This is a genomic window from Leifsonia sp. 10L418, from assembly GCF_056395445.1.
The window spans coordinates 202,881-215,390 of record NZ_JBFTJN010000004.1; the positions used below are offsets into that span (position 1 = coordinate 202,881).

A 12,510-nucleotide genomic window follows, 5' to 3' on the forward strand; every position below is an offset into this window, starting at 1 on the left:
CTCGATGAGGTCAAGAATAAACGATGTGCAGTTGTATTGCATTTTCTATTCGACTTGTGGATACTGAGTGCACACTCCTGGCCATTGTCGCTCGGAGCTCACAGTGCAGTGACGAGAGGAACTTGTATGACCCAGCACCCGCGCCTGACCTTCCGAGGAGGGTGGCTGATGGCATTCGTGCCCATCGCCGTCTTCCTCTCGCTCTGTGTTCTGTTCTTCGTCGTCTTCAAGGCGTTCGACATGACCGCCCTCGCCATGAGCGGCATCGTTGCCCTGCTGATCGGTGCCGTCTTCGCTCGCAACTACGGCGCATTCTGGGACGCGGTGATGCGCGGGATCGGCAGCCCGACGTCGGTCTCGATCGTCGTCATCCTCCTCGTGATCGGCATGTTCTCGGCGCTCGTCAAGGCTACGAACGTCTCGGGCGGATTCGTCTGGATCGGCACGACCTTGGGCATCGGCGGTGCAGGCTTCACCCTGTTCGCGTTCGTCACGGTCTGTGTCGTCGCGATGTCCACAGGGTCGTCGATCGGCACCATGTTCACCGCATTCCCGATCTTCTACCCGGCCGGTGTTCTGCTCGGTGCCGACCCGGCACTGCTCGCCGGCGCCATCCTCTCCGGCGCAATCTTCGGTGACAACCTGGCCCCGATCAGCGATACCACGATCATCTCGTCATCGACTCAGCGCTTCCGTCGCAAGGAAGGCGTCGCGGACATCTCCGGTGTCGTCTCCTCCCGCGCTCGTTACGCCCTCCTGGCCGCCGGCATCAGCGCGATTCTCTTCTTGATCTTCGGTGGCGGCGGCGAAGCGAAGGGCGGCGCATCCGCCATTCTCGACGCCAGCTCCAATCCGATGGCGCTCGTCATGCTCATTCCGATCGCGATCATGCTGATTGTGGCCTTCCTCACCCGCGACATCTTCAAGGCGGTGACGGTGGGTCTCGTGCTCGGCACGATCACCGGGCTGCTCGCCGGCCTGATTGTGCCGGCCGACATACTCGGTGTGACGGATGGCGCACCCACCGGATTCCTCGTCGGTGGTGTTGCGAGCATGCTCGGCACCGTTGCGCTCGTCATCTCGGTCTTCGGAATCATGGGCGTGCTCACCGCCGCCGGCGTGCTGGACCGGGTCGTCGACGCACTGGTGCGCGGCAAGCTGGCCCGCACCCCGCGCGGTGCGGAGGCGGCGATCGCCATCGGGTCGAGCGTGACGACGCTGCTGTTCGGCGGGGTCAACTCGGCGTCGATGATGACCTTCGGCCCGGTTGCCGACGAGATCGGCTCGCGGATGAACCTGCACCCCTACCGCCGCTCGAACATCATGGACTGCTTCGCGATGGGTGTCGCGTGTGTTGTGCCGTTCCTCAGCGCGTTCCTCTTTATTGCGGCTCTGCTCACGAGCGGTTACGACGGGGTGCCGGCGCTCAGCACCACGCAGATCTTCACGGGAACGCTCTACCCGCTGGTACTCACGGCGGTGATGATCTTCGCGATCCTCACCGGCTGGGGGCGTCGCTTCGAAGGACCGGACAGCGCAGTGTCGCGAACCCGTGACTTGTCGCAGCCCGGTGTCGCGCCGGAGCTCGCCGGGGCGGCGCGCTAGCTCAAGCGTTTCTTTCACAGGGGCATTCGTCGGTGATCCGGCGGGTGCCCCTGCGGCGTATCCGGTGCGGCACACGGATGCCTGGCGCGGTCGCTGGCCACGCGTTCCCTAGGATGAGCCCCATGACATCCGTTGCCGCCGTGCTCATCTGCATCATCCTGGGACTGCTCACGATCTTCCAGATTCTGCTGATCGCCGGCCTGCCGCTGGGACGGTTCGCGTGGGGCGGCCAGAACGAGGTGCTGCCCACCCGGTTGCGCATCGGCAGCGCCGTCTCAATCGTGCTCTACGCGCTGTTCGCACTGATCGTGCTTGAAGCAGCTGGGCTGACGTCGCTCATCCAGAGCGAGACATTTGTCACCGTCGCGATGTGGGTGCTCACCGGTTACTTCGCGCTCGGCGTGCTCATGAACGGGATCTCCCGCAGCAAACCTGAACGCAACCTGATGACGCCGGTGAGCGTGGTTCTCGCCGGGCTGTGTCTCGTTGTGGCGATCGGGTAGCGCCGCCTCGCACTTCTGCATCAGCGTGCGCGCGACGTGAGCGAGACATCTGAACGGAGTTGCGTTTGGAGATTGGCTCACGAGGTTTCGAGACACGGCCGACTCCGTCGAGCGCTCCTCAACCACCGACGTGGGGGAGCAACCCTTGTCAGTCGCCCGGCACACGAATAGGGTTCCAGCGCCAGCTTTCTGACGATCGGAGCCCCCATGCCAGCACATGCACTTCCTTCCAGCGGCGACAGTCCCGCCGACGATGCCAGCGACCCCAACAGCAGCGGCGAACCCGGTCGGCACAGTGCCCCCGGCGGCGTCAAGACCTGTGACGCGAGCGGCATGGCCGAGATCCACCGGATGTTCCGGGCCGGGTTCGGCGAAGGCCCGACGCTCGTTCGCGGGGTTGCCGAGGGCGATGCCGTGCACGCTGAGAACGTCGGCGACTACCTCTCGATGCTCTCGATCGCGTTGCACGCTCATCACGAAGGTGAGGACACGATGCTGTGGGACCGCCTCGAAGGCCGGGCCCCCTCGTGTGCAGCGCATGTCGCGCGGATGAAGCAACAGCACGCCGAGATGCTCGTGCACCTCAAGGAGCTCGACGCGAGCCTGCCGGCCTGGCGGGCGAGCGGTCGGGCCGCGGAGGCACCATCCGTCGTCGCCGCGCTCGACGGGATCAATGCCGCGCTCGCCGTGCACCTGCCCGACGAGGAGACGAACATCGTGCCCGTCATGGAGACGGTGCTCGCGCCGGCGGATGTCGACGCCCTCTCCGAACACGGTCGCCACGCGACGCCCAAGGGCAAGACGTTCATTCAACTGGGCGCGATCCTCGCCGCACAGCCGGATGGCGGCGTTGAGTGGCAGCACAAGCACCTGCCTGCGCCGGCTCGGATGATCTGGCGCCTCGTCGGCAAATCGAAGTATGAGCGGTATCGGGCGGCGCTGGTGAAGTAGGTGGGGGGACGGGACTCCTCGACGACGGCGGAAGACGAGTCAGCGGGGGAAGCCCACCCAGCAATCGTCGTCGGGACTATCTTGAGCACATGCCCACCGGCCGCACGCGCAGCGTCGCCCTCAGCCTGATCCCAGGTCTCGACACCGCCCTGCACTACCAGCGCGCGTGGCTGGTGCCCGACCTGCGCTCCGGCGTCGTGCTCAGCTTCCTGCTGATCCCCGCCGGGATGGGTTACGCGGAGGCGTCCGGGCTGCCCGCCTACACCGGCTTGTACGCCACGATCGTGCCGCTGCTCGTCTACGCCGTGTTCGGCCCGTCGCGCATCCTCGTGCTCGGACCCGACTCCGCGCTCGCCCCGATCATCGCCGCCTCGATCCTGCCGCTCGCCGCCGGCAGCACCGAACGGGCGGTCGCCCTCGCCGGACTCCTTGGCATCATGGTCGGCCTCGCCCTGCTCATCGCGGGCCTGCTCCGGCTCGGATTCGTCACCGACCTGCTCTCCAAACCGATCCGGGTCGGCTACCTCAACGCCATCGCCCTGCTCGTGATCATCTCGCAGATCCCCAAACTGCTCGGCTTCTCCGTCGACGCGGCCGGCCCGATCCAGGAGATCGGCGCGATTGGGCAGAGCATCACGGCGGGGAGCATCGACCCGGCCGCGATGCTGTTCGGACTCGCCTCCCTCGCCGTCATCATCGGGTTGCGTTTCGTGCTCGGCGGTCGCATCCCCGGTGTGCTCGTCGCGGTGGTCGCATCCGTCGTGGTCACGGCGATCTTCTCGCTGCAAAGCGTGGTGCCGGTTGTCGGTGCCATGCCGCAGGGGCTTCCCGCGCCGGCGCTCGGCGGCCTCGTCTGGGCCGACGTGGGCTCCCTCCTCGGGCCGGCGCTCGGTATCGCGCTCATCGCCTTCGCTGACACCGGCGTGCTGTCCCGCACGCTCGCCGCTCGCCGCGGCGATACCGTGAATGGCAGCCAGGAGATGGCTGGCCTCGGCCTCGCCAACATCGGGGGCGGGTTCCTCGGTGGTTTCCCGGTCTCCGCCTCCGCTTCGCGCACGCCCGTCGCTGAGCAGGCCGGTGCGCGGTCGCAACTGACGAATGTCGTCGGCGCGCTGGTTCTTGTACTTTTCATGCTCCTGGCCCCCGGCGTCACCGGCTATCTGCCGTCGGCGACCCTCGGCGCCGTGGTCATGGTCGCCGCGGCGGGCCTGCTCGACATCTCGGGCTTGGCGCGATTGTGGCGATTCGACAAAACGGATGCCCTGCTCTCGATCGCCGCGTTCCTCGGCGTTTTTCTGGTCGGCGTTTTGCAGGGCATTCTCGTCGCGATCGGTCTCTCATTCGTCGCGTTCGTGATCCGAGCGTGGCGGCCGTACCGGGCCGAGCTCGGGCGCATTGAGGGCGTGCGCGGTTACCACGACCGTTCCCGGCATTCGGATGCCGAGCGTGTGCCCGGCATCGTGATCGTGCGTTTCGACGCCCCGCTTTTCTTTGCCAACGGAGGCATCTTCGACGACTACGTGCGGTCGGTGGTGCGGCGGGCGGAGAAGGAGGCGCAGACCGGAGGCAGGGGCACGGGCGCCGACGCCGGCGAGTCTTCTCGCGCAGGCGGTCCCGGCCACGCGGGCACGCCCATCCATACCGTCATCGTCGCTGCCGAACCCATCACCGACATCGACACGACTGCGATCGACGAGCTGCTCGACCTCGACGAGTACCTTGCCTCCCGGGGGATGACGCTCATCCTCGCGGAGATGAAAGGGCCGGTGAAAGACCAGCTGCAGGCCTTCGGTCTCGGCGACCGGTTCCCGCCCGAGCGGTTTGCGCCGACCGTGGGCGCCGCAGTGGATGCCGCGAGCGGCGAGTTGCGCGACGACATCGGCGGGGCGATCTGAGCTTCCTCGGCCATCTCGTTGGTCGAGGGCGAGCGAGCGGAGCGAGCCCGTTTCTCGAGACCTCGCGAGCTGACCCCTCAGACGTAACCATCCCGGTGGTCGAGCTTGTCGAGACCTCGCGAGCCACCCCTCAGACGTAACCATCCCGGTGGTCGAGCTTGTCGAGACCGCGCGAGCCACCCTCAGACGTAACCATCCCGGTGGTCGAGCTTGTCGAGACCTCGCGAGCCACCCCTCAGACGTAACCCGACTCCAAGGATCATCTCGCGAGGTTTCGAGACGCGCGCTCCTGCGTCGCGTGCTCCTCAACCACCGATGCGTTCGCACCCAAGACTTGTGTCGGTCGTGCGCGCGAGCATTGCCGCATGAAAACTCAACGACCCACAATTGACCCGATTCTCCGGCAATTCTTCGACGGTTCAGTCGCCAACAAAAGCGGCCTAGCCCGGTCGCGAATCGAGCTTGTCGAGCGTCGGCTCCGGGAATGCCTGGAATCAGAGGCAGAGCGGATTCTCGTCAGCGACGACAAAGAAATCCTCGCTGCTGAACGCCAGTTTGCCTGGGAAGGAGCCGTCGCCCGCACGATGCACGCCGACGACCTGATCTTCATCCTGATGTTGTTCGTGCGAGATCCCTGGCTCCCCGATGATCCTGTGCAGCGTGCCACGCAACTGCGGTTGACGGAATACCTCACTGCGCAGGTGCTGACGGCTCGCCTCATCGATCAAGAACAGATGAGCTGCCAGCTCATCGACCTCCGGGTAGGGATCGACCGGGAGAAGGCGGCGCTCCGACGCATTCGTCGAGAGGAGCGTCAAGCGAATTCGAGCTGAGGACGCCGGCCGATCTCCTTCGAGAGGCGGGCGGTACTTCGCCCTTGCGTTACTGGTCGCGTGGCGTCTGGCTGCAGCGGTGCGATCACGCGATACTGAGCGCATGCCAACGACGCGAGGCCTCGACCGAGTTGTCTTCTTCACGGATGCCGTGGCCGCCATCGCGATCACCCTGCTCATTCTGCCGCTCGTCGATTCCGTGACGGGCGCTGCACAGCAGGGAATCAGCGTCGATCAATTTCTGCGAGACAACCTCGACGGGCTCGCGGCATTCGCCTTGAGTTTCGCGGTGATCGCCCGCCTGTGGATCACCAACCATTCGATCTTCGAACACGTCAAGTCCTACACCGGTGGCCTTCTCATCATCAACCTGGCCTGGGCGTTCACGGTGGTGTTTCTGCCCCTTCCGACCGAGATCATCTCCCAATTCCCCACGAGCAAGACCTCCGTCGCCCTCTACATCGGCACGATGGCCCTCAGCAGCCTGTTGCTGACCGCGATGACCCTCATGATTCGCGGCAACCCGCAGCTCGAACTCGAAAGCAATCCGGTCGAGAATCGCAAGGTGTTCGCCAGCGTCACGGCGACCACGCTCTTTCTCGTGGCGCTGCTTCTCGGCACATTCGTGCCGGCGATCAACTTCTTGGCGCTGCTCGTCTTGTTCCTCGGCTGGCCGCTGCAGGTGGTCTACGAGCGCAGAGCGGATGCCCGTGGCGCGCGCCCGCCCCAGGCGTAGCCTGCCGACCCGGTTGGCCCCCGCGGAAACCGTGCCGTGCGCGCGCCAACGCAAGAACGCCCCGGCGATCTCACGATCGACCGGGGCGTTACGCAAAGGAGGATATGTTGCAAAACGCCGAGCAAACCTGTCGGTTTGCGGCGGCGAGTCGCAGAATCTCCTCCTTTAGATGATCGGCGCGCAGCGAACTACATGATCGGCGTCAGCGATCGATGGCGACCGCCGACTGCCTACGCGACAGACTCCGCCGCATCCCGCTTCGGCAACACCCAACCGGGACGCGCGAAGTGGCAGGTGTAGCCGTTCGGGTACTTCTCGAGGTAGTCCTGGTGCTCAGGCTCGGCCTCCCAGAACGGGCCGGCGGGCGCGATCTCCGTGACGACCTTGCCCGGCCAGAGGCCTGACGCGTCGACGTCGGCGATGGTGTCGCGCGCGATCGCATCCTGCTCGGGCGACGTCGGGAAGATCGCCGACCGGTAGCTCGAACCGATGTCGTTGCCCTGCCGGTCGCGCGTGGTCGGGTCGTGCACCTGGAAGAAGAACTCGAGCAGCGAACGGTAGCTCGTCTGGGTCGGGTCGAAGACGATCTCGATCGCCTCGGCGTGCGTGCCGTGGTGACGATAAGTCGCGTTCGGCACATCGCCACCCGAGTAGCCGACCCGCGTCGAGATCACGCCCGGGCGCTTGCGAATGAGATCCTGCATGCCCCAGAAACATCCGCCGGCGAGAATAGCAGTTTCGGTCACGGTGCTCATGATTCGTTCTCCTTCGAGAGATTGGGCATGGTGGGTGGTGTGGCAGCGGATGCCGGGGTGCCAGCCCCGGGGGATGCCGCAGGGAACAGCGAACGGTAACGTTCGTACCCCTGCGCTTCCAGCTCGGAGACCGGCACGAAGCGCAATGCCGCTGAATTCATACAGTAACGCAGCCCGCCGGCATCCGCCGGGCCGTCGTCGAAGACGTGCCCGAGGTGGCTGCCCGCGCCCGACGAGCGCACCTCGGTGCGCTTCATGAACAGCGAGCGGTCCGTTTTCGACGTGACAGCATCCGGTTCGATCGGCCTAGTGAAGCTCGGCCAGCCCGACCGGCTGTCGTACTTGTCGGTGGAGGCGAACAGCGGCTGCCCCGAGACGACATCCACATAGATGCCGGGCTCGTGGTTGTTCCAATACTCGTTGCGGAAGGCGGGCTCGGTGCCCTCCTCCTGCGTGACCCGGTACTGGTCGGGCGTGAGGCGGGCGAGCGCCTCGGGAGTCTTGCGGTACTCGTCTGACACGTCATTCCTCCTTCTCGGCGTCGCTGGCTGCGGCGCCTGGTGACACCTTCTGTTCGGAGTCACTGGAGAGAACGGATGGGAGACGGATGCTGTTCCCGGTTGGCTGGGAGGCGGCTGTGGGTTTTTGGTAGCCGTGCCCTAGCGGCCGCGGCTAAAGCAGCCGTGGGTTTTTGATAGCCGTGGCTTGGTGACCGTGGCCAAAGCAGCCGTGGGCTTAGACCGGGCGGCTCTGCTTGCCGTCGAGCCAGAGCGTGTCGGAATCATCGCTGTGCGTTGTGCCGGTTCCCACATGCTTGGCGTCGATTTTTTCACCCTTCTTGATCACGTGCACCAACGCCATGGCATGACCGCGGCCCAGGTCGTAGTCGGCCTTCAGCCAGTCGACGATCACTCCGGCCTTTGTGGACGGGTCGTCGAAGCCCTTGTTGTGAGCGAGGGCGATGAACTGGCGCGGGGTCAGTCCGGTCTTGTCTTCAATGTTGTCGAGGTACGCCTGGAATGACATCTGTGCTCCATCGCCGAAGGTGTGTGGTCTGTGCGATGTTAGCGAATCAGGTGGTTTCGGCGCGAGAGAACTGCGCTACGGGATGTCCGGGCTCGCCAACTGAATCGTGATCACCGGAGCCTTCGCGTCTGTCGTGTCGGCGCCGACGATCACAAACCACGAGGTGGCCGGGTCGGTGCCGCTGTTCAGCGCATTGAGCGTGGTGCCGGCGTTCGTCGAGGATTCGCGGCTGATCCAGCCCGATGACACGAGCGACGCGGCCATCGAGGTGGCGGTCGCCGCCGCATCCGTTGTCGGGGTCGTCGTGATCGTGCGGATGATGCCGAAATAGGGCTTGGCGCCCGACCCCTTGTCGACGAGTTGAGTGTGGTCGTCAACGTGCACGATGGCATTGGCGGGGATGAGCGCCTGGATGGCGTCGGCCAAGCGCACCGATTCGGTGGCGGCCGAGGCCTCGGTGATCGGATCAGGAACGATCGGGGTGAGCGCGGTCGGCGTGTGAGTGGCGGCCGGAGTCGGCGGTGCGGTGGGGCTCGCCGTCGACGATCCGGATGCGCCCGGCGAACCGGTCGCCGTGTCGCTTGTGCCGCCGGAGGTGCACGCCGTCAGGGCGAGCGTGCAAGCCAGCGCTACCGCGGCGATCACGAGTCTCATGATGAAAAGTCTAGGTGCGGTATCCGTGCGCCCGACCGGCGACGTCGGCTATGCCGGGAGCAATGCGAGCAGGGGAGTGGTGAACAGTGCGAAGGCGATGACATTCACGATCACACTGCCCCAGAAGGAGCGACGAAAGCTGCGCTTGATCGTCTTGTGCCGCAGCGTTTGTTGCGCGAGGATCGCGCCCGGCCAACCGCCGATCACGCCGAGCGCGAGCAGGGTGCTTTCCGAGATGCGCTGGCGCCCCGCCTTGGCTGCGGACTTGTCGACCGCATAGACGATGAAGCACAGGATGCTGGCGCCCAGGTAGAGCAGCACGACCCAGATCGGGAGCGGCCAGAGGAAATTGACGACGACCGCGGCGACGACGAAGGCGAGGAGGGCGAGGTAGCTGGCGGTTCTGTTGCGGGTGCCGGGGCGGCCGTTGGCGCGGGCAGTAGTTCGGCTTCCGGAGGGTCGCTTCGTGGGGGAAGGCATTGTCAGAGCGTATCGGGCGGGCCATCCTCCCGGTGGTTGAGGAAGGTGCGAGCCTGCGAGCCCCTGTCTCGAAACCCCGCGAGCCGATGTTTGAGCCGTGGTCGCGTCTGGAGATCGACTCACGAGGTTTCGAGACGCGGCCGACTCCGTCGGGCGCTCCTCAACCACCGAAATGCCGGTGATCGAGCCTGTCGAGATCGCGTGGGCCGACCCCCGAGCCGTGGTCGTGTCTGGAGATCGGCTCACGAGGTTTCGAGACGCGGCCGACTCCGTCGGGCGCTCCTCAACCACCGAAACGCCGGTGATCGAGCCTGTCGAGATCGCGTGAGTCAACCCCTGAACCTGGTCGACCTACGAGGTCTCGACGAGCTCGACCAACGGCTTTTCGAGATCGACGGTGACGTCGCAACTGCTCTCGCCCACCCGGCGCGCATCACGACGACGCGCGACCCATGTCAGAACAGCGTCGACGAGCAGCCCGAGCACGAAGGCGATCACGATCGCGGCGACGGCCCCGAGCACGGGATTGCTTTTCAGCCAGGTGCCCGCGAGCACTCCGATGAACACGGTGCACAGTGACCAGCCGAGCGCCGAGAGAGCAGCCAACGGCAGGTAGCGACGCAGCGGAAAACCGGTTCCCCCCGCCGTCATGTTCACGACGACACGTCCGACCGGAACATAGCGGGCAGTCAGCAAGAGCGTTGCGGCACGGCGATCCAGGGCGGTGCGGGCTCGAGCGATGCCGGCCGTGATGCGGGGGCGTCGCATCCAGGTGAACCGATCGAGTCCGATGCGGCGGCCGATGAGATAGGCGAGTGAGTCGCCGATGACGGCGCCGACGGCGGTTACGAACACGAGCAGGATCAGGTTGGGGGCGTTGGTCGAGATGGCGAGGGCGCCGAGTGCGACGACGATCGATTCGCTCGGGATGGGCGGGAAAAATCCGTCGATGATCACCACAAGGAGCACGACCAGATAGACCCACGGTGACGCGGCGAGAGCGATGACGAACTCGCTGAGTGACTCAAGGATGGGCATGCTTCAAGCGTAGAAAGCGGGCCGTGGGTGGCGCGTCGGTCTGAAGTGTCATCCTGATGAACAGTGGGTCAGCCTGCAGGATGAGGTTGCGTGCACAACAGCGGAGAATCGGCCCGAAACCGCCGGTTCTGGCCCGATTTCGTCTGAATTCTCGAAAATCTCCGCGGTTGCGAACAGGCCGACGGCCTCGACGCTACGGACCCCGGCCTAAACGATACGTAAAGGAGGAGATTCGGCGACATTCCGCGCACACCTGACAGGTTGGCTCGGCGTGGCGCAGAATCTCCTCCTTTGCGCTCTCTCAATCACCACGACGAGAGAAATTGGAGCATCAGCTAGGCAAAAACCCGCGCCGTCTTCGCCGCACGCACGAACTGCTCCACCAGATCGAGGTCCTTCTCGAACTTTCCGTCGCCGAAGTGCCGGCTGGTGTGCGTCAGCGAATCGACCCCCCACGGGCGAACCACCTCGATGGCCTCTGCGACGTTGTCGGGGGAGAGGCCGCCGGCCAAGATCACCGGGATGCCGGCATCCGCCACGATGCGCGCGCTGCGCGACCAGTCGTGGGTCACGCCCGCGGCACCGACACCGCTGACATCTTCGGTGACGGAGTCCAGGATGAGAAAGTCGGAGACGCCGGCGTACTCCATCGCCAACTCGTAGTCGCCGTCAGCGCCGACCGCGATCGCCTGCATGATCTTCAGGTCGGGCAGGCGGCGGCGCAGCTGCCGAACCGACTCGACGCTCACCGCACCGGTCTCTGCGCAGAGGTGCAGCACGTCGGGCTTCACCGTGGTGGCCATCCGTTCGATCTCGTCGAGGTCGGCCGACACCGACAGTGCGACCGAGACGGCAACGCCCTTCAGCGCGCGCACCGCTTCGGCCGCCGTCGCATCGGAGATCTGCCCCGGCAAGCCGATGTCGGTGGGGGTCAGCCCGACATAGTCGACACCGCACCGGGCGAGGTTGAGCGCTTCGGCTGCCGACTGGGCCGTATAGATCTGAACAATCACTGTGACTCCTTGTGAGCTGGTGGGACGAGAACGAAGGCGAGAACGAAGAAGAGAGCGAACACGAGTACGAACACGAGAACGAACACGAACAAAAGACGAGAGAAGGCGCGGCGCCTCAGTACGAACTCTTGACGATGGCCTGACCGGCCAACTCGTCACGCCGCAACACCTCGCTGAGATGACGATGGCTGAACGCGACGCACAACGAGTCGAGCAATGCCATCTGGCAGATGCGCGCCGCAAGCGGCTCGTTGCGGATCTCATGCGACACGCTCTGCAGCACAACATCTCCCACGTGCGCGAGAGGAGAGTCGCGGTTGCCCGTGACCACGAGCACCGAGGCGCCGGCCTTCTTCGCTTCCTCGGCCATGGTGACCACGGCCATGGTCGCCCCCGAGTAGGAGATGGCCACGACCAGGTCGCCCGGCCCGAGCAAGGCGGCGTGCATGATCTGCAGCTGCGAGTCCTGCGGGGCATCCGCTCGGATGCCGAGGCGGTGACAGCGCTGATAGAACGACTGTCCGACCACTCCCGAGGTGCCGAGGCCGCCGATCAAGACGTGCTTGGCCTGCTCGAGCAGGTCGAGGGCGCCCAGGAAACTCTCCTCCGACACCGCCTCGACCGTGTACTCCAGTGAGCGGGCCGTGCGCGAGAACACCTTGTTGAGGATGGTCATCGGGCTGTCCCCGGTGGCGACATCGTCGTGGATGAGCTGCATCGGCGACGCGAGATCCCGCGCGAGTGCGAGCTTGAGATCGGTGAAGCCGGCGAAATTGCTGTTGCGGCACATCCGCAGCACCGTCGTATCGCTCACTTTGCAGGCCTGCGCGACGTCGAGCATGGATGCCGCCAGCAGGTGTTCCGGCTGGGTCAAGATCCACTCGGCGACGATGCGCTCTGTCGACGACAAGCCCGGAAGTGCGGCACGTAGGCGCACCAAAGCTCCGACTTTCTCGGTCTGTGTCATCAAGCCCATCTCCTTCGATTGACCATCATCGCGTTCCAAAAAGCAGTGCTACCA

14 protein-coding genes are annotated in these 12,510 nt (G+C 65.3%); 6 read left to right on the forward strand and 8 right to left on the reverse strand.

The features are described 5' to 3' along the window. The first annotated feature begins 168 nt into the window (after positions 1 to 168). From AC1DCF_RS11180 to AC1DCF_RS11205, 6 genes are all read left to right on the forward strand, one after another. Entirely contained in the window at positions 169 to 1,605 is a 1,437-nt protein-coding gene (locus AC1DCF_RS11180) for a Na+/H+ antiporter NhaC family protein (RefSeq protein WP_477211082.1), read from the forward strand. Positions 1,606 to 1,727: 122 nt separating this feature from the next. Next, positions 1,728 to 2,108, forward strand: a complete 381-nt coding sequence (locus AC1DCF_RS11185) for a hypothetical protein (RefSeq protein ID WP_477211083.1) — start codon at positions 1,728 to 1,730, stop codon at positions 2,106 to 2,108. A 207-nt stretch (positions 2,109 to 2,315) separates the two neighbouring features. Further along, entirely contained in the window at positions 2,316 to 3,059 is a 744-nt protein-coding gene (locus AC1DCF_RS11190; RefSeq protein ID WP_477211084.1) for a hemerythrin domain-containing protein, read from the forward strand. 89 nt (positions 3,060 to 3,148) lie between these two features. Further along, positions 3,149 to 4,954, forward strand: a complete 1,806-nt coding sequence (locus AC1DCF_RS11195) for a SulP family inorganic anion transporter (protein ID WP_477211085.1) — start codon at positions 3,149 to 3,151, stop codon at positions 4,952 to 4,954. 365 nt (positions 4,955 to 5,319) lie between these two features. Continuing rightward, positions 5,320 to 5,787, forward strand: coding sequence for a hypothetical protein (locus AC1DCF_RS11200; RefSeq protein WP_477211086.1), 468 nt, complete (start codon positions 5,320 to 5,322; stop codon positions 5,785 to 5,787). 103 nt (positions 5,788 to 5,890) lie between these two features. Beyond that, on the forward strand, positions 5,891 to 6,523 hold the full coding sequence (locus tag AC1DCF_RS11205; protein WP_477211087.1) for a TMEM175 family protein: 633 nt from the start codon (positions 5,891 to 5,893) through the stop codon (positions 6,521 to 6,523). Between the two features lie 230 nt (positions 6,524 to 6,753). Here AC1DCF_RS11205 and msrA read toward each other — a convergent pair whose 3' ends face one another. The 8 genes from msrA to AC1DCF_RS11245 all read right to left on the reverse strand — a co-directional run bounded on the left by msrA (position 6,754) and on the right by AC1DCF_RS11245 (position 12,456). After that, a complete protein-coding gene (gene msrA / locus AC1DCF_RS11210; RefSeq protein ID WP_477211088.1) occupies positions 6,754 to 7,278 on the reverse strand; it encodes a peptide-methionine (S)-S-oxide reductase MsrA in 525 nt (174 codons plus the stop codon). After that, on the reverse strand, positions 7,275 to 7,799 hold the full coding sequence (gene msrB, locus AC1DCF_RS11215; RefSeq protein WP_477211089.1) for a peptide-methionine (R)-S-oxide reductase MsrB: 525 nt from the start codon (positions 7,797 to 7,799) through the stop codon (positions 7,275 to 7,277). The genes msrA and msrB overlap by 4 nt, the downstream gene beginning before the upstream one ends. Before the next feature lie 214 nt (positions 7,800 to 8,013). Continuing rightward, the gene (locus AC1DCF_RS11220; RefSeq protein ID WP_477211090.1) at positions 8,014 to 8,304 is read right to left on the reverse strand and encodes a DUF4287 domain-containing protein; all 291 of its coding nucleotides are present in this window, start codon (positions 8,302 to 8,304) and stop codon (positions 8,014 to 8,016) included. Positions 8,305 to 8,379: 75 nt separating this feature from the next. After that, positions 8,380 to 8,958, reverse strand: coding sequence for a hypothetical protein (locus AC1DCF_RS11225; RefSeq protein WP_477211091.1), 579 nt, complete (start codon positions 8,956 to 8,958; stop codon positions 8,380 to 8,382). Positions 8,959 to 9,006: 48 nt separating this feature from the next. Continuing rightward, positions 9,007 to 9,438: a DUF1294 domain-containing protein gene (locus AC1DCF_RS11230; RefSeq protein ID WP_477211092.1), complete on the reverse strand. Its 432-nt coding sequence runs from the start codon at positions 9,436 to 9,438 to the stop codon at positions 9,007 to 9,009. A gap of 351 nt (positions 9,439 to 9,789) precedes the next feature. Then, the gene (locus tag AC1DCF_RS11235; RefSeq protein WP_477211093.1) at positions 9,790 to 10,476 is read right to left on the reverse strand and encodes a DedA family protein; all 687 of its coding nucleotides are present in this window, start codon (positions 10,474 to 10,476) and stop codon (positions 9,790 to 9,792) included. 335 nt (positions 10,477 to 10,811) lie between these two features. Next, positions 10,812 to 11,489, reverse strand: coding sequence for a phosphoribosylanthranilate isomerase (locus AC1DCF_RS11240; RefSeq protein WP_477211094.1), 678 nt, complete (start codon positions 11,487 to 11,489; stop codon positions 10,812 to 10,814). A 115-nt stretch (positions 11,490 to 11,604) separates the two neighbouring features. Continuing rightward, complete coding sequence (locus AC1DCF_RS11245) at positions 11,605 to 12,456, reverse strand: MurR/RpiR family transcriptional regulator (protein WP_477211095.1); 852 nt, start codon at positions 12,454 to 12,456, stop codon at positions 11,605 to 11,607. Positions 12,457 to 12,510: the final 54 nt, after the last annotated feature.